The 15,511-nt window shown below is 68.4% G+C and carries 17 protein-coding genes; 10 read left to right on the top strand and 7 right to left on the bottom strand.

What is annotated here, in order from left to right; genetic code table 11:
- Positions 1-110: 110 nt before the first annotated feature.
- A complete protein-coding gene (locus K307_RS28645) occupies positions 111-890 on the top strand; it encodes a class I SAM-dependent methyltransferase (protein ID WP_042884236.1) in 780 nt (259 codons plus the stop codon).
- 35 nt (positions 891-925) lie between these two features.
- On the opposite strand, the gene K307_RS28640 is transcribed toward K307_RS28645, so the two are convergent.
- On the bottom strand, positions 926-1,843 hold the full coding sequence (locus tag K307_RS28640) for a LysR family transcriptional regulator (protein ID WP_042884235.1): 918 nt from the start codon (positions 1,841-1,843) through the stop codon (positions 926-928).
- 93 nt (positions 1,844-1,936) lie between these two features.
- On the opposite strand from K307_RS28640, the gene K307_RS28635 reads away from it, so the two are divergent.
- Positions 1,937-2,962, top strand: a complete 1,026-nt coding sequence (locus tag K307_RS28635; RefSeq protein ID WP_042884234.1) for a bile acid:sodium symporter family protein — start codon at positions 1,937-1,939, stop codon at positions 2,960-2,962.
- A 72-nt stretch (positions 2,963-3,034) separates the two neighbouring features.
- On the opposite strand, the gene K307_RS28630 is transcribed toward K307_RS28635, so the two are convergent.
- Positions 3,035-4,534 carry an N-acetylmuramoyl-L-alanine amidase gene (locus K307_RS28630; RefSeq protein ID WP_042884233.1) on the bottom strand — a complete coding sequence of 500 codons (1,500 nt, stop codon included), beginning with the start codon at positions 4,532-4,534 and terminating at the stop codon, positions 3,035-3,037.
- Complete coding sequence (gene tsaE / locus K307_RS28625) at positions 4,528-5,052, bottom strand: tRNA (adenosine(37)-N6)-threonylcarbamoyltransferase complex ATPase subunit type 1 TsaE (protein ID WP_042884232.1); 525 nt, start codon at positions 5,050-5,052, stop codon at positions 4,528-4,530. The genes K307_RS28630 and tsaE overlap by 7 nt, the downstream gene beginning before the upstream one ends.
- A gap of 16 nt (positions 5,053-5,068) precedes the next feature.
- On the opposite strand from tsaE, the gene queG reads away from it, so the two are divergent.
- A complete protein-coding gene (queG, locus tag K307_RS28620) occupies positions 5,069-6,298 on the top strand; it encodes a tRNA epoxyqueuosine(34) reductase QueG (protein ID WP_042884231.1) in 1,230 nt (409 codons plus the stop codon).
- Here queG and K307_RS28615 read toward each other — a convergent pair.
- A complete protein-coding gene (locus K307_RS28615) occupies positions 6,291-7,184 on the bottom strand; it encodes an AEC family transporter (RefSeq protein WP_042884229.1) in 894 nt (297 codons plus the stop codon). The genes queG and K307_RS28615 overlap by 8 nt on opposite strands.
- A gap of 218 nt (positions 7,185-7,402) precedes the next feature.
- Between K307_RS28615 and K307_RS28610 the strand changes: the two genes are divergently transcribed.
- The 5 genes from K307_RS28610 (at position 7,403) to K307_RS28590 (ending at position 11,443) form a co-directional block, all read left to right on the top strand.
- Positions 7,403-8,071: a chalcone isomerase family protein gene (locus K307_RS28610; protein WP_230626151.1), complete on the top strand. Its 669-nt coding sequence runs from the start codon at positions 7,403-7,405 to the stop codon at positions 8,069-8,071.
- Between the two features lie 138 nt (positions 8,072-8,209).
- Complete coding sequence (locus tag K307_RS28605) at positions 8,210-9,178, top strand: tripartite tricarboxylate transporter substrate binding protein BugE (protein WP_042884228.1); 969 nt, start codon at positions 8,210-8,212, stop codon at positions 9,176-9,178.
- A 341-nt stretch (positions 9,179-9,519) separates the two neighbouring features.
- Entirely contained in the window at positions 9,520-9,999 is a 480-nt protein-coding gene (locus K307_RS28600; RefSeq protein WP_042884226.1) for a methylated-DNA--[protein]-cysteine S-methyltransferase, read from the top strand.
- Positions 9,996-10,937 (top strand): site-specific tyrosine recombinase XerD, encoded by a 942-nt coding sequence (gene xerD, locus K307_RS28595; RefSeq protein ID WP_042884224.1) that lies wholly within the window; start codon positions 9,996-9,998, stop codon positions 10,935-10,937. Before K307_RS28600 ends, xerD begins: the two co-directional genes overlap by 4 nt.
- A gap of 14 nt (positions 10,938-10,951) precedes the next feature.
- Entirely contained in the window at positions 10,952-11,443 is a 492-nt protein-coding gene (locus K307_RS28590; RefSeq protein WP_042884222.1) for an aminoacyl-tRNA deacylase, read from the top strand.
- A gap of 20 nt (positions 11,444-11,463) precedes the next feature.
- Here K307_RS28590 and K307_RS49895 read toward each other — a convergent pair whose 3' ends face one another.
- The gene (locus K307_RS49895; protein WP_042884221.1) at positions 11,464-11,667 is read right to left on the bottom strand and encodes a YadA-like family protein; all 204 of its coding nucleotides are present in this window, start codon (positions 11,665-11,667) and stop codon (positions 11,464-11,466) included.
- Between the two features lie 99 nt (positions 11,668-11,766).
- Here K307_RS49895 and K307_RS49890 point away from each other — a divergent pair, with 99 nt between their 5' ends.
- The gene (locus K307_RS49890; RefSeq protein WP_230626150.1) at positions 11,767-11,922 is read left to right on the top strand and encodes a hypothetical protein; all 156 of its coding nucleotides are present in this window, start codon (positions 11,767-11,769) and stop codon (positions 11,920-11,922) included.
- 488 nt (positions 11,923-12,410) lie between these two features.
- Positions 12,411-13,019 carry a glycerol-3-phosphate 1-O-acyltransferase PlsY gene (gene plsY / locus K307_RS28580; protein WP_042884220.1) on the top strand — a complete coding sequence of 203 codons (609 nt, stop codon included), beginning with the start codon at positions 12,411-12,413 and terminating at the stop codon, positions 13,017-13,019.
- 130 nt (positions 13,020-13,149) lie between these two features.
- Here the strand turns inward: plsY and K307_RS28575 are convergent, their stop codons facing one another.
- Both K307_RS28575 and K307_RS28570 read right to left on the bottom strand, forming a co-directional pair.
- A complete protein-coding gene (locus K307_RS28575; protein ID WP_042884218.1) occupies positions 13,150-14,421 on the bottom strand; it encodes an ATP-binding protein in 1,272 nt (423 codons plus the stop codon).
- A 52-nt stretch (positions 14,422-14,473) separates the two neighbouring features.
- Positions 14,474-15,217, bottom strand: a complete 744-nt coding sequence (locus K307_RS28570; RefSeq protein ID WP_022533669.1) for a response regulator — start codon at positions 15,215-15,217, stop codon at positions 14,474-14,476.
- Positions 15,218-15,511: the final 294 nt, after the last annotated feature.

Here is a 15,511-nt window from a genome sequence, read left to right as displayed (position 1 = left end):
ACCGGGAAAACGGCCCATCTACAGTATGCCGAACCCGCCTCGCGGGCAAGTCCCCACCCCTTCAACCTCCGGACAAGCAAGCCGACTTCCGGCCCCAAGGAGCCAGCACCATGCAACAACAGCAACTCGTTGCCGCCCAGTTCGGCGCCACCGCCAGCGCCTACCTCACCAGTGCCGTCCATGCCCAGGGCGCGGACCTGCAACAGCTGAAGGACGAACTCGCCGCGCTGATCCCCGAAGCCAAACGGCCGGGCAGCCGGGTGCTCGACCTGGGCTGCGGCGCCGGCCACGCCAGCTTTGCCGCCGCGGCGGTCGTGGGCGAAGTGACGGCTTACGACCTGTCGGCCGAGATGCTGGCCGTGGTCGACGCCGCGGCGCAAGCGCGCGGACTGGCCAATGTGCGCACGCGCCAGGGCGTGGCGGAGCAGCTGCCGTTCGAGGATGCCAGCTTCTGCGCGGTGGTTTCGCGCATGAGCGCGCACCACTGGCGCGACGTGCCGGCGGCGCTGGCCGAGATCCGCCGCGTGCTGCGGCCGGGCGGCAAGGTGGTGCTGATCGATATCGCCGGTGCGCCGGACTCGTTGCGCGATACCTGGCTGCAATCGGTCGAGTTGCTGCGCGATCCCTCGCACGTGCGCGACTACACGCCGGATGGCTGGCGCGCGATGTTCGAGGCGGCGGGCTTTGCTGCCGAGGGTATCAAGGTGTCCGATACCTGGCGCATCGGCATCGAGTTCGACAGCTGGGTCAAGCGCATGCGCACCCCACAGGTGGCGATCGAGGCGATCCGCCACCTGTGGCAGGTGGCGCCGGCCGAAGTGCGCGAGCACTATCGCGTGCGGGACGATGGCAGCTTCGAGCTGGAAGCGGTGATGGTCACCGCGCGTTGAGGCGCGTTTAGGCGCGTTTAGGTTGCTGGAGCCGGTCAGGCCGCGGCGTCCATCGCGGGCGCCTCGGCGCGCACGGTCAGGCGCCGCACCAGCTCCCACACTGCCGCCGCGGCGGGCGACAGCGAACGGTCCTCGCGCCGGACCATGACGATGCTGCGCTCCTCGCGCGGCACCAGCGGGCGCCACACCAGCGGCGACGCCGCCGGCAGCGGCAGCGAGAACGACGGCAGCACCGAGGCGCCGATGCCGGCCTCGACCATGCCGAACACGCTGGCCGAGTGGCCCAGCTCCTGCACCACCTGCGGCACCACGCCGTGCCGGCCGAACACGCGGTCGATCAGCGGCCGGCTGCCAGACGCGAAGTCCAGCAGCACCAGCCGCATGCCGTCCAGCGCCGACCAGGGCACCGAGGGCGACTGCGCCAGCGGATGGTCGCGCCGGCAGACAAAGCAGAACGGGTCAGTCGCCACCGGTTCGACCACCAGCCCGTCGCGCACCAGCGGATCGATCACCACGCCGAAGTCCACCGCGCCCGCGCGCACCTGTTCCAGGCCGTCGGCCTGCACGTTGTCGCGCACGGTCAGGCGGATTTCCGGGTATTGGGCGGCGCAGGCGGCGACGTACATCGGCATCAGCCGGGCGGAGATGGTCGGTGCGCCGGCGATCACCACGCGGCCGCTATAGCGTTCACCCAGCTGCCGCGTTTCTTCGAGCGTGTCGTCCAGCTGCCCCAGCAGCCGCTCCAGCGCCGGCGCCAGCGTGTGGCCGGCTTCGGTCAACACGACCTCGCGGGTGGTGCGATCGAGCAGGCGCACGCCAAGTGCCTCTTCCAGCTCAGCCACGCCGCGACTGACGGCGGGCTGGGTCAGGCCGACTGTGTCGGCGGCCCGGCTGAACCCGCCGGTATTCGCCACTGCCAGGAAGACGCGCAGCTGGCGCAGTGTGTAATTCATGCAACGACAGGATAAATAGATTCTATAAATGAATTTGCATTCTAGACCCGGCTGGCGTCCAATACTAGGCAAAACCCTAGCCCACCAGCAGTCATGTCCCGCATTGTCCGCAATCTGAAAAAGCTCTATGACCTGATCGACGGCTTCGTCCTCATCATGCTGACCGCCATCGCCATCGCGCTGGCCGCCCCCGACCTCGGCAGCGGCAAAGGGCCGCTGCACCTGGGCGTGATCACCAGCGTGGGCGTGGCGCTGGTCTTCTTCCTGCACGGCGCGGCGCTGTCGCGCGACAAGCTGGTGGCGGGCGCCAAGCACTGGCGCCTGCATGTGTTCGTGCAGGCCTTCACCTACGTGGTGTTCCCGATCGTCGGCGCGCTGCTAATGCTGTCGCTGCGCAACCAACTGCCGGCCGACCTGCTGCTGGGCGTGTTCTTCCTGTGCGCGCTGCCGTCGACGGTGTCGTCGTCGGTGGCGATGACCTCGATGGCGCGCGGCAATGTGTCCGGCGCGATCTTCAATGCCACCATCTCGGGCCTGATCGGCATGCTGGTCACGCCGCTGCTGATGGGGCTGGTGATCAGCGCCAGCGGCGCGTCGATGCCGCTGGGCAAGGCGCTCACCGGCGTGGCGCTGCAGCTGCTGCTGCCGTTCGCGCTGGGCCAGCTGCTGCGTCCGCTGATCGGCAGCTGGCTGGCGAAGAAGAAGCACATCACCACCAAGATCGACCGCGGCGTGATCGTGCTGATCGTCTATTCCTCGTTCTGCGACGCCACCGCGGAAGGCCTGTGGCACCAGTACCAGTGGCAGACCATCGGCGCGGTGATGCTGATCGCCGCGATCCTGCTGTTCGTGGTGCTGGGCATCACCACCTTCACCGCGCGCCGGCTCGGGTTCTCGGTCGAGGACGAGATCACCGCGGTGTTCTGCGGCTCCAAGAAGAGCCTGGCCAACGGCATCCCGATGGCCAAGATCCTGTTCGCCGGCCATCCCGCGCTGGGGCTGCTGGTGCTGCCGCTGATGGTCTACCACCAGTTGCAGCTGATCGTGTGTTCGGTGATGGCGTCGCGCTATGCCAACCGCGATGCGTTGCTGGAGGATCGCGCCGCGGCGCGGGCCTGAACCGCGCGGCGATAAAAAACCCGGGGCATGCCCGAGGGGCATGCCCGGGTTTTTTTTATGCGTTGTCGGCGATCACACCGACGGATTCTTCGACAACGGCGGATTGCGGGCGAAGTAAGCGCGGATCCCCTTCAGGATCGCGTTGGCCAGCTGCTCCTGGTGCGCGTCGTCGTTGAGCTTGCGCTCTTCCTCCGGGTTGCTGATGAAGGCGGTCTCGATCAGGATCGATGGGATGTCCGGCGCCTTCAGCACGGCAAACCCCGCCTGCTCGACGCTGCCCTTGTGCAGCTTGTTGATGCCACCGATCTCGCCCAGCACGGCCTTGCCGACCTGCAGGCTGTCGTTGATCTGCGCGGTGGTGGACAGGTCCAGCAGCACGCGCGCGACCTGCGCATCCTTGTTGCCCATATTGGCGCCGCCGATCAGGTCGGAGGCGTTTTCCTTGTTGGCCAGCCAGCGCGCCGCGGTACTCGACGCGCCGCGCTCGGACAGCGCGAACACCGACGCGCCCTTCGCCTCCGGCGACAAGAAGGCATCGGCGTGGATCGACACGAACAGGTCGGCCTGCACCCGCCGCGCCTTCTGCACGCGCACGTTCAGCGGCACGAAGAAGTCGGCGTCGCGCGTCATCATCGCGCGCATATTGGGCTGGGCGTCGATCTTGGCGCGCAGCCGGTGCGCGATCTGCAGCACCACGTCCTTCTCGCGCGAGCCCGCCGCGCCGGTCGCGCCGGGGTCTTCGCCGCCGTGGCCGGGATCGATCGCCACGGTCAGCAGGCGGCGCATCTTGAACGGGCGCTCGGCGGTGGGATTGTCGCGTGCCACCGGGGGCACCGACGGGGCGTTGGGCGTCGGCACCACCGGTGCGGACGGCTTGGGCCGGGCCGCGACCACCGGCGGCGGCGGCGCTGTGGTCGGGGGCACCTCGCCCTTCTCATCGAACTTGCGCACCAGCGCGCCGATCGCGTCTTCCTCGGCACCAGCGGGCGCCCCGGCCACGCCTTCGGCGCCCGGCGCGGGATCGGTGGTGGCGAAGCGGCGCTGCTTTTCCTCGGTCTCGCGCACCAGCTTCCACAGCGGGTCGGGCGGGTTGACCGGGTACAGGTCGAACACCAGCCGGTTGCGGTAGCTGCCGATCGGCAACAGCGTGAACACCTGCGGCGCCACGCTCTCCTTCAGGTCGAACACCATGCGGACCACGCGCGGGCGGTTCTGGCCGACGCGCACGGTCTGGATATACGGGTCATTCGGGGTGATCTTGGCGACCAGCTCGCGCAGCGTGGGCGAGAGGTCCAGGCCGTCGATGTCCACCACCAGCCGGTCGGGGTCGCGAATCATCTGGTGGACCGCGGCCAGCGGCGCATCGGACTCGATGGTGACGCGGGTGTATTCCTCGGCGGGCCAGACGCGCACGGCGACGATGCCGGCGCCGAACACGATCTGCGGGCCGGCCAGCGTCAATACCGCCGTCCCGGCGCCTAGCTTCAGGGCCTGCGCCATCCATTTGCGGCGCGCCTGCAGCACTCCGTCGGGTCCATCGGGGCGGTCGGTGGCAAGTCGCTTGATCAGCATGCGTTCAGCAGGGTAAGTCCAGTGTGAGTATAGGCGCGCATCGTCGCGATCCGCCGCTCGCCGGCATCGTTTTCGATGTCATCCGTCCCGGCCATGTCCGATTGGAGCAACACATGCAGATCCGGTTCCCCGAGCAGCCTGCCGGCCTTCTCCGGCCATTCGACCAGGTTGAAGGCCGGCTCGGCAAAGCAGTCGCGAAATCCCGCGTCAATCCACTCCTCCGGGTCGGCAAAGCGGTACAGGTCGAAGTGGTAGGCGGTCAGCGGCGAGCCGTCGGCACGGGCGACCTCGTAGGGCTCGCACAGCGTATAGGTGGGGCTGCGGACCTTGCCCGCGTGGCCCAGCGCGCGCAGGATCGCGCGCGACAGCGTGGTCTTGCCGGCGCCCAGGTCGCCGGACAGCTGCACATGCACCGTGCGCGGCGGCATGGCCTGCACGGCGGCGGCCAGTGCGGCGCCCAGGCGCGCGGTGGCGGCTTCGTCGGACAGCGTCAGGGTGCGTTCTTCGAGCAAGGGCATTGCGTACAATTCAGGGATGATCGACCCAGCAGTCAAGGCGCCGGCCAGTGCGCCAGGCGAACCCACCGCCGTCCCCACCCCCAGCCACTCAAGCCTGCCGGCCGCGGGCCCGGGTGAACTGGCGGCGCTCGCGGCGTCGATCCGCGCATGGGGCGCCGGGCTGGGTTTTGCGTCGGTGCGCATTGCCGATGTCGATCTGAGCCATGCCGAGCCGGGTCTGTTGGCGTGGCTCGGGCAGGGTTACCACGGCGACATGGATTATATGGCGAACCACGGCCTGCGGCGCGCCCGTCCGGCCGAACTGGTGCCCGGTACGGTGCGCGCCATCGTGGCGCGCATGCCGTACATTCCTGCCGCCGGGGTTGCGGCGGATGCCGGCGACTGGCGCCGCCATGAGCTGGCCCGGCTGGACGATCCGGCCACCGCGGTGGTGTCGCTGTACGCGCGCGGCCGCGACTATCACAAGGTGCTGCGCAGCCGTCTCCAGCAACTGGCCAGCCGGATCGAGGCCGAAATCGGAAAGTTCGGCTACCGCGTCTTTACCGATTCCGCGCCCGTGATGGAAGTGGCGCTGGCCAGCCAGGGCGGACTCGGCTGGCGCGGCAAGCATACGCTGCTGCTGGACCGCGACGGCGGCTCGATGTTCTTCCTCGGCGAGATTCTAGTCGACATCCCACTGCCCGCCGATCCGCCCGAATCCAACCACTGCGGCAACTGCCACCGCTGCCTCGATATCTGCCCGACGCGCGCCATCGTGGCGCCCTACCGGCTGGATGCACGCCGCTGCATTTCCTACCTGACCATCGAGCACAAGGGCCCGATCCCGGTTGAGTTCCGTGCGCCGATGGGCAACCGCGTCTACGGCTGCGACGACTGCCAGTTGGCCTGCCCGTGGAACAAGTTCGCGCACGTGGCCACGGTGCCGGACTTCGACGTGCGCAACGGGCTGGATGCGCCCGACATGGTCGGCCTGTTCGAATGGACGGAGGGGGAATTCAACCAGCGGCTGGAAGGCAGCCCGATCCGGCGCATCGGCCATGAGCGCTGGCTGCGCAACCTGGCGGTCGGGCTGGGCAACAGCCTGCGCGCGGCGGTTTCCGGCACGCGCCCGGAGGATGCCGCATTGGCCGCGCGCATCCGCGCAGCGCTGCTGGCACAGCGCCAAGCCGCTACGCCGCTGGTGCGCGAGCATATCGACTGGGCGCTGGCGCAGGGCGAGCCGCCCCCGGCAGCGGCAGCTAACTGACCAGCGCCAGCCACAGCGGCGTAGTCACGATCGCCGCTACCGTCATCACCGAGATCGTCGCCGCCACCATCGGCCCGTTGCCTCCCATCCGCACCGCCAGGATATAGGCGCTGGACGCGGTGGGCAGCGAAGCGTACAGCACCACGATCTGGTACTGCAGCGCGGTCAGCGGCAGGTGGCGCCCGACCAGCCACGCCACACACGGCATCGCCAGCAGCTTGACGCCGGTCCACCAGGCCACCGGCCCGACCGTGCCCGTGGCGCCGCTCATCTGCAGCCCCGCGCCCACCGTCATCAGCCCCAGCGCGGTGGAGGCCGAGCCCAGCCGGTTCAGCGTCATCGCCAGCACCTCGGGCGCGTGCAGCCCCATCAGGTTGGTCAGCAGGCCGCCGGCGGTGGCCAGGATCAGCGGGTTACGTGCCAGTTCCTTCCACAGCGCGGTCTCGCCGTGGCGCGCCAGCGCCCACACCGCCGCCACGTTGCACAACGGCACCGTACAGCCGACGATCACCGCCATCAGCGCCAGCCCCTCGCTGCCGCCCAGGCGCGAGGCCAGGGCCAGCCCGATATACGAATTGAAGCGGAACGCGGTCTGCACGCCCGAGGCAAAGCTCAGCGCGTCGGGCCGCAACACCCATTTGACGGCGTAGCCGCCGGCCATGCCGGAGGCCATCACCAGCAGCGCCAGGCCCAGCATGGCCGAGGTCGACGAGAAATCGAACACCGCGCTATTGGTCGACTGCAGCAGCAGCGCCGGGAACAGCACGAAGTACACCAGCCGCTCCACGCCAGACCAGAAGGCGCGATCGAAAGGGGAATAGCGCACCAGCAGCCAGCCGATCAGGATCAGGCTGAAATCCGGCACCAGCAGCAGGGCAGGAGACATTGTCGTTGTTGTAATGAGGGTGGCAGCATGGCGCGACATCTGCCCACGCCGCCCTGCGGTGCCCTATGGTGCCATCCGGCCGCCGCCATCCTGTAGCGAAAGCGAGGCTGGGGGAAGATAACGGCGAAAAAAACCGAATGTGCAGGCTAGGGCAGATACGGATAGGTATTTTTCCAGATTTGCGCCAGCATGGCATGCCAAGTTGTACGTCCGCCGCCATGTTGTCCCGCACCCGTTCCGCGCCGCCGCGCCCGGACACCCACCTCCGCTCCCGCTCCCACACTGGCCGTCCCGGCCTGCGCCTGCGCGTTGCCGCCCTGCTGATCGCGCTGTGCGCCACCACCGCGGCGGGCGCCGTGCCGTCGCCGGCGCGCGCGGTGGAGGTCGAGGGCATGCGCTTCGACGACGCCGCGCGCGTGGGCGGCAAGGAACTGCAGCTCAACGGCACCGCGCTGCGCGCGGGCTTTCTCGCCAAAGGCTACGTCGCGGCGTTGTACCTGCAGGAAAAGGCCCGCAACGCGACCGTGGTATTGGGCACCTCCGGGGCCAAGCGGCTACAGTTGCGCATGCTGCGCGAGACCGAGCCGCCGGCGATCGTGCGTTCGCTGCGCCGGGGCATCAGCGACAACCACAGCGAAACGCAGGTGCAGGGGCTCGCCGCGCGGCTGGCACAGTTCGAGCGCACCCTGGCAGAGCTTGGCACCGCGCACAAGGGCGACGTGATCAACCTCGATTTCTCGCCGCAGACGGGTACCGTCATCGCCATCAACGGCACGCCGCGCGGCCGTCCGATCCCGGGCGAAGACTTCTACCAGGCCGTGCTGCGGGTGTTCCTGGGCGAGCGGCCGGTGGACCCGGACGTCAAGCGGGGGCTGCTGGGCGGCTGATAAGCGGGCGGCTGAAACAAGCGCGGCGCGCCCCGATCGATTACGCTGCCGACGCACTGCCCCACCTGTGGCACTGCGACGGTTTTCTTGCTTCCGGGCGGCACCCTGCCCGGATTTCCTGACGGGAGACATGATCTCATGCAAGCTGGCAAACTCGCACTGACCCTGGCCCTGGCGGCCGCCGCTGGCGCGGCGCAAGCGCAGAGCTACCCCACCAAGCCGATCCGCCTGATCATTCCGTTCGCACCCGGTGGCACCACCGACATCGTCGGCCGCGGCGCCGCGGACCAGATGAGCCGCATCCTGGGCCAGCCGGTGGTGGTGGAGAACCGCGCCGGCGGGGGCGGCTCGATCGGTGCCGACGCGATCGCCAAGGCCGCGCCGGACGGCTACACCATCGGCATCTCGACGGTGTCGACCATGGCCGTGAACCCGGCCTGCAACCCCAAGCTGTCGTATGACCCGATCAAGGACTTCAAGCCCATCACCAACCTGGCCAACGTGGCCAACGTGATCGCAGTGAACCCGAACTTCCCGGCCAAGGACTACAAGGAGTTCCTGGCCGTGCTGAAGGCCAACCCGGGCAAGTACTCGTACGCCTCGTCGGGCACCTGCGGCTTCGGCCATATGCTGGGCGAGCAGTTCAAGGTCTCGACCAAGACCTTCATGGTCCATATCCCCTACCGCGGCGCGGGCCCGGCGCTGAACGACGTGCTCGCCGGCCAGGTGCCGATCATGGTCGACAACCTGCCGTCGTCGATGCCCTACATCAAGGCCGGCAAGCTGCGCCCGCTGGTGGTGGCCTGGAACAAGCGCATCGACACGCTGCCCAATGTGCCGACCTTCGGCGAGATGGGCCTGAAGGAGCCGAACGACCCGGCCTGGTACGGCCTGGTGGCGCCGGCCGGCACGCCTGACGACGTCATCAAGAAACTCAACGACGCCGCCGTCAAGGCGCTGCAGGACAAGGACTTCCAGCAGCGCCTGCGCACCGCCGGCGCCGAGCCGTCGGGCAATACGCCGGCGCAGCATGCGGCGGAGATCAAGAAGGAATTTGACAAGATGAAGAATCTTGTGAAGGTGCAGAATATCAAGCTGGAGCAGTAAGAAGAGAACAGCGGCTTTGGATGGGGAGAGCGGTTTTGGGTGCTCCCAAGCCGCCCGAACTAGCCTAAGCAAGGTGTTCTCCCTCTCCCCTCAGGGCCTCAGGGGGAGAGGGTTGGGGTGAGGGGTGGTTTAGCAAGAAACCACATCAAGCGGGGCCAACGGTTTAAACCCACGGACGTCAGCCTTTGACACTCCTGCCCCCACCCCTCTCCCGCACGCGGGAGAGGGGAGCCTGCTGCAAGACACCGTAGAAGGGCCGCCACCAAGGCGGCCCTTTTTTCTCGCCGCCCAAAAAGCACTAAAATCCAGCATCCGTCCCACTCGCCTGCAGCTGGAATCCCATGCCCGCCACCTACGACGCCATCCTCCCTGCCCCGTTCGGCAAGATCGGCGTGCGCACGGACGGCGAACGCATCCATGCGATCGTGTACCTGCCTGAGCACGTCGAGGCCCGCGCGCCCGCCGACGCACTGACGCAACGGCTGGAGGCGCAACTAGAGGCCTACTACGCCGATCCCGACGCCCGCTTCGACCTGCCGCTGGCCCCGGCCGGCAGTGACTTCCAGCAGCGCGTCTGGCAAGCCATTTCCGCGGTGCCGCGCGGCGCGGTGACCACCTACGGCACCATCGCCGACGCCATCGGCGCGATGCCGCGCGCGGTGGGCCAGGCCTGCGGGCAGAACCCCTTCCCCATCGTGATCCCCTGTCATCGCGTGGTCTCCGCGCGCGGCATCGGCGGTTTCTCCCATCATGCCGAAGACGGCTTCTACCTCGACGTCAAACGCTGGCTGCTGCGCCACGAGGGCGCCATGCTGATATGAGCGGCGCCCACGCGATACAGCCAGACAGTACCGCCGCCCCCAGCGACGCCGACGTGGCGCTGGTCGGCCGCTTCTGCGACGCGCTGTGGCTGGAAGACGGCCTCTCGCGCAACACCATCGACGCGTACCGGCGCGACCTCACGCTGCTGGCGCGCTGGCTGCAGCATGATGGCCGCGGCGAGCTGCTGGGCGTGGACGACAGCGTGCTGTCGGCCTACTTCAACGCGCGCCACACGCAGACGCGCGCGTCGTCGGCCAATCGCCGCCTGGCGGTATTCCGCCGCTTCTACCAGTGGGCACTGCGCGAGCACATGATCGAAGCCGATCCCTGCCTGCTGCTGCGCCCCGCCAAGCAGCCGCCGCGCTATCCCAAGACGCTGACCGAGGCCCAGGTCGACGCGCTGCTCGAAGCGCCCGACACCGGCACGCCGCTGGGCCTGCGCGACCGCACCATGCTCGAGCTGATGTATGCCAGCGGCCTGCGCGTGTCGGAGCTGACACAGATGAAGACCATCGAGATCGGGCTGAACGAAGGCGTGGCGCGCGTGGTCGGCGGCAAGGGCGACAAGGAGCGGCTGGTGCCGTTCGGCCAGCAGGCCGGCGACTGGCTGCGCCGCTACCTGGCGAGCGCGCGCCCCGCGCTGCTGGCCGGGCGCGCCTGCGACGCGCTCTTCGTCACGCAACGCGGCGAAGGAATGACGCGGCAGGCGTTCTGGCACCTGATCAAGCGCCATGCGCGCGATGCCGGCGTGCATGCGCCACTGTCGCCGCATACGCTGCGGCACGCCTTTGCCACGCACCTGCTCAACCACGGCGCCGACCTGCGCGTGGTGCAGCTGCTGCTGGGCCACGCCGATATCTCCACCACCCAGATCTACACGCACGTCGCGCGCGAACGCCTGCGCGAGCTGCACCAGCAGCACCACCCGCGCGGCTGAGCGGCATCCATGACATGAGCAAGAACAAGCACGTCTCCGAAACCCCGGCCACGCAATACCTGCGCAAGCACGGCGTGGCCTTCGGCGAGCATCCCTACGAATACGTCGAGCACGGCGGCACCGGCGAATCGGCCCGCCAGCTCGGCGTACCCGAGCACGATGTCATCAAGACGCTGGTGATGGAAGACGAGCGCGCGCAGCCGCTGGTGGTGCTGATGCACGGCGACTGCTCGGTCTCGACCAAGAACCTGGCGCGCCAGATCGGCTGCAAGAGCGTGCAGCCGTGCAAGCCCGAGGTGGCGCAGCGCCACAGCGGCTACATGGTGGGCGGCACCTCGCCGTTCGGCACGCGCAAGCGCATGCCGGTGTATGTGGAAGCGACCGTGCTGGAGCTGGAACGCATCTACATCAACGGCGGGCGGCGCGGCTACCTGGTCAGCCTGGATCCAAAGCTGCTGCCGGGGCTGGTCGATGCCAAACCCGTGCAATGCGCGCTGCCCGACTGAGCAGCCGCCCGGTCGGCGCGCTACCAGTGAAAGCCGGCCCCCACCCCGACGCCATACCGGCCTTGCGTAGCCGCGGTGGCGTTGGCCTTGAAGACCCAGTTGCCGCTGTCTGACATGCGCGAGGCGCCGAGCGCCATCGCGGACTGTCCGCCATAGGTGCTGCCGGCCATGGTGAGCATGCCCCGGCCCGGCAGCACCGCCTGCGGCAGGCTGGCCATCGCCATGGCTGATGCGATGCCGGCGTAGCTGTCGCGGCCATGGATGCGGTGGAGTAGTAGCCCAGGGCGAGGCCGCGTTGGCCGATCGCCCAGGCGCCGGTGCCGATGGCTACGGTGGCCTCGTCGGTGGACCTGCTGTCCACGCCAATAGCGATGCTTGGCTGGCTGGTGCCGTTGGTCGAACTCGCGCCGGTGCCGATGGCGATATTGGTGTTGTTGCCGCTGACGGTGCCACCGTCCAGGGCGCCGGCCACCGCGTAGCCGGAGGTGAGCAAGGTGGTGGCGGCAGACAGGGCCAGCGTGCGCCGGCCGAACCGGGCCGTGATGGAAAGTAGCGGAAGTGGCCGCGCGGCCAGGGCGCGACATGCCAGGGACCGACTGGCAAGCCGGCGTAAGGCGTGATTCATGATGGGGATGTCTGGGAAATCAGGAAAAGGAACCGGCACCGATGCGAGACTTCGCACTGGGCACGCGGGCCATACAGCGGCGCACATGATGAAACGGCCGCCAATAGCCGGGATTCGGAAACTTCAGATGCTATGGTCTGAATGTTTGACGTATGTCAGCGATATCTCGCACGCCACCGCGCAAGCGGACGCCACGCCACTCCGGAGAACGAGCGCCCGGCGGCGTACGGCGCAGCCGCCAGACATTCGAAGGACCCCTTCGATGCCAATCCGGGAAGTCACGGACGTAGCGACCCCGCCGCCGCGCTACAATCGCGCCAGCCCGAAAACACCCCACTACACATGGCCAACCTGCTTTTCGCTCTCGCCGCCTACCTGATCGGCTCCGTTTCCTTCGCTGTCGTCGTCAGCAAGCTGATGGGCCTGCCCGACCCGCATTCCTACGGCTCGGGCAACCCTGGCGCCACCAACGTGCTGCGCACCGGCAACAAGAAGGCCGCGATTTTCACGCTGATCGGGGATGCACTGAAGGGATGGCTGGCAGTGTGGCTGGCGGCGCGCTTCGGCCCGGCCTACGGCCTGAACGAGACCGGCCTGGCCATGGTGGCGCTGGCGGTATTCCTGGGGCACCTGTTCCCGGTGTACCACCGCTTTGCCGGTGGCAAGGGCGTGGCCACCGCGGCCGGCATCCTGCTGGCGATCAACCCGATCCTGGGCCTGGGCACGCTGGCCACGTGGCTGATCATTGCGTTCTTCTTCCGCTATTCGTCGCTGGCGGCACTGGTGGCGGCGATCTTCGCGCCGTTTTTCCATGTGCTGATGAATGGCGTGGACATCATGGCCGGGGCGATCTTCCTGATCAGCGTGCTGCTGATTGCGCGGCATCGGCAGAATATCGCCAAGCTGCTGGCCGGGAAGGAAAGCCGGATCGGGGAGAAGAAGAAGGTTTGAGCGTGAATTCACACTGCTGACGGCATTTGCCTGCTGGCGGTTTGCTCCCCTCTCCTGCTTGCGGGAGAGGGGAGCCTTTGCCAAGGGTGGCAGCAAGCTCCGGCCGTGCAGCACACGCACGGTTTTCTCTTTAGGCCTCGGCTGCCCCAAACAACATCTCCACCCTGAACCCGCCCCCATCGGCATTCACCAGGTTCAGCTTTCCCCCAGCCTGCCGCACCAGGCGATCGACGATCGCCAGCCCCAACCCGGAGTGCGCGTTCCCCCCGCGCGCCGGGTCCAGCCGCACGAACGGCAGCGTGACCCGCTCCTTGTCTTCCTCGGGAATCCCGGCCCCGTGGTCCTCTACCACCAGCAGGTAGCCGTCAGGCGTGCGCGTGGTGGCGATGCATACCGGCGGCTCGCCATACGCATAGGCGTTGTCGACCAGGTTGCCGACGATGCGGTCGAGCTGCGTGGCGATCATGCGAAAGCCTTCGCCCGCGCCCAATGACAACACCACCTGCCGCTCCTGCTCCGCCAGCGACGCGGCCAGCTCGTTGACACGCTTGTCCACCGGCACCGGCCGCGCGGTCGGCTCGCTGGTCTGGGCAAAGCTCAGGAACTGCTCGACGATGGCCGCCATCGACTCCACGTCGCGTGTCACGCCCGCGGCGGCCTTGGGATCGGCCAGCATCTCCGCGCGCAGCCGCAGCCGCGCCAGCGGCGTCTTCAAATCATGCGCGATGCCGGCCAGCATGGTGTTGCGCTCCTGATCGATGCGCGCCAGGTCCGCCACCATGCGGTTGAAGCGCTCGATCAGCTGGCGCAGCTCGTGCGGCCCGCGCTCGCGCAAGGGCGGCACCGCGTGCTGGCGCGACAGCAGCTCGGCCGCATTGGCCATGTCGCGCACCGGCCGCTGGATCTGCCACGCAATCAGCACCGCGAACACGATCGCCACGCCCACCACCAGCATCACGCCCGGCACCAGCCGGTTGTCCGGCGGCGGGTTGTGGACCCACAGGATCGGCATGGCGATCCAGTTGGCGCGCTCCGGCAGCTTGATCCAGATGCGCGGCGTGGTCTCGTCCTCGAGGCGGATCTCGGTGCCTTGCGGCAGCCGCGAGATGAACTGCTCGACCAGCCGGCGCGAGCGCCCGCCCTTGGGCACGGTGGCGTGCTCCTCGGCGCTGGCGGTGCTGGCGGTCTCCACCAGGCTCGGCAGCTTCGCCGGCGGGCGCGCGTCGAGCGCGCGCTCGATGCTGTCGAGCTGGAACAGCATCTGCTCGACGGAGTAGTCGACCTGCTGCTGGCGCCGGTCCATGCGCAGGATGGCGAGCCAGGAGAAATGGCTGATCACGAGCACGGCGGCAATCAGCAGGGCAATGCGGCCGAACAGGGTGTCGATACGTCGCAACTTCATCGGGAAGCAGGGTCTGGTGGCATGCGGCGCCAGGGGGCGGGCGCCGCGGCCATTATTCGGGGAGCCCCGCGGACATCTCTTCCGCTTCGTCGGGCACGAAGGTGTAGCCGCGCCCGCGCACGGTCTGGATATAGCGCGGGCGCTGCGCGTCTTCATCGAGCAGGCGGCGCAGGCGCCAGATCTGCACGTCGATGCCGCGGTCGCTGATGCCGCTGGCGCTGCCGTACATCAGCTCGACGATGCGCTCGCGCGACAGCACTTCGAGCGGATGCATCAGCAGCAGCTTGAGCAGCGCGAACTCGGTATCGCTGATCGACAGCGGCTGGCCCGCGCGCTGCAGCGTGCGCTGACGGAAATTGACGCGGAAGGGGCCGAAGGCGACCGACTCGCGGTCCTCGGGCGCGGCCGCGGGACGCGCCAGCTTGCGGCGCAGCACGGCGTTGATGCGCGCCAGCAGCTCGCGCGGCGAGAACGGCTTGCCGAGGTAGTCGTCGGCGCCGATCTCCAGGCCGACGATGCGGTCGATCTCGTCGCTGCGCGCGGTCAGCAGGATCACCGGGATATCGTCGTTCTTGGCGCGCAGGTTGCGCAGCGCGGTCAGGCCGTCGACCTTGGGCATCATCAGGTCCAGCACGATCAGCGCCGGACGCTCGCGCTCCAGGCGCGCCTGCAGGCCGTCGCCGTCATGCATCACCGAGACGGCAAAGCCCTGCTGGGTCAGGTATTCGCGCAGCAGGTCGCGGAGTTCGGGATCGTCGTCGACGACGAGGATCTGGGTAGGCTGGTTCGTTCGCATAGGCACATGATAGTCAGCCCGGGCGGCGCACACGCCGGATTGGCCGGGCGGTTTTGTTTCCGGAGGTTACACCCGGGGCGCTGGTAATCCGCTGTAATAAAACCGCCGGGCGCCGAAATACGGGCCCCCGGGCCCGCACATTATCCTTGCCACATGACTTGCCTCCGGCGCCACGCGTATGCGCGCCGCACGGCACTTGCCGGCCCGCCGCCGGCCCCGCGTAGCACCGAGGCGCGCGCCCGGGCCGGCGCTGTTTGCGTTGCGGCATACTGCTGCATCGCCACTTGCCAGCCG

Origin of the sequence: Cupriavidus necator A5-1, assembly GCF_000744095.1 — a bacterium.
Classification (GTDB): domain Bacteria; phylum Pseudomonadota; class Gammaproteobacteria; order Burkholderiales; family Burkholderiaceae; genus Cupriavidus; species Cupriavidus necator_A.
The sequence above is the reverse complement of the archived record's forward strand: the minus strand, read 5'-3'. Positions and strand labels throughout refer to the sequence as shown.

Bases quoted from the DNA above. Each gene is read 5' to 3' on its own strand.
- K307_RS28645 (WP_042884236.1), top strand. From the start codon at position 111: ATGCAACAACAGCAACTCGTTGCCGCCCAGTTCGGCGCCACCGCCAGC.
- K307_RS28640 (WP_042884235.1), bottom strand. From the start codon at position 1,843: ATGAATTACACACTGCGCCAGCTGCGCGTCTTCCTGGCAGTGGCGAAT.
- K307_RS28635 (WP_042884234.1), top strand. From the start codon at position 1,937: ATGTCCCGCATTGTCCGCAATCTGAAAAAGCTCTATGACCTGATCGAC.
- K307_RS28630 (WP_042884233.1), bottom strand. From the start codon at position 4,534: ATGCTGATCAAGCGACTTGCCACCGACCGCCCCGATGGACCCGACGGA.
- tsaE (WP_042884232.1), bottom strand. From the start codon at position 5,052: ATGCCCTTGCTCGAAGAACGCACCCTGACGCTGTCCGACGAAGCCGCC.
- queG (WP_042884231.1), top strand. From the start codon at position 5,069: ATGATCGACCCAGCAGTCAAGGCGCCGGCCAGTGCGCCAGGCGAACCC.
- K307_RS28615 (WP_042884229.1), bottom strand. From the start codon at position 7,184: ATGTCTCCTGCCCTGCTGCTGGTGCCGGATTTCAGCCTGATCCTGATC.
- K307_RS28610 (WP_230626151.1), top strand. From the start codon at position 7,403: ATGTTGTCCCGCACCCGTTCCGCGCCGCCGCGCCCGGACACCCACCTC.
- K307_RS28605 (WP_042884228.1), top strand. From the start codon at position 8,210: ATGCAAGCTGGCAAACTCGCACTGACCCTGGCCCTGGCGGCCGCCGCT.
- K307_RS28600 (WP_042884226.1), top strand. From the start codon at position 9,520: ATGCCCGCCACCTACGACGCCATCCTCCCTGCCCCGTTCGGCAAGATC.
- xerD (WP_042884224.1), top strand. From the start codon at position 9,996: ATGAGCGGCGCCCACGCGATACAGCCAGACAGTACCGCCGCCCCCAGC.
- K307_RS28590 (WP_042884222.1), top strand. From the start codon at position 10,952: ATGAGCAAGAACAAGCACGTCTCCGAAACCCCGGCCACGCAATACCTG.
- K307_RS49895 (WP_042884221.1), bottom strand. From the start codon at position 11,667: ATGGCGATGGCCAGCCTGCCGCAGGCGGTGCTGCCGGGCCGGGGCATG.
- K307_RS49890 (WP_230626150.1), top strand. From the start codon at position 11,767: ATGGCTACGGTGGCCTCGTCGGTGGACCTGCTGTCCACGCCAATAGCG.
- plsY (WP_042884220.1), top strand. From the start codon at position 12,411: ATGGCCAACCTGCTTTTCGCTCTCGCCGCCTACCTGATCGGCTCCGTT.
- K307_RS28575 (WP_042884218.1), bottom strand. From the start codon at position 14,421: ATGAAGTTGCGACGTATCGACACCCTGTTCGGCCGCATTGCCCTGCTG.
- K307_RS28570 (WP_022533669.1), bottom strand. From the start codon at position 15,217: ATGCGAACGAACCAGCCTACCCAGATCCTCGTCGTCGACGACGATCCC.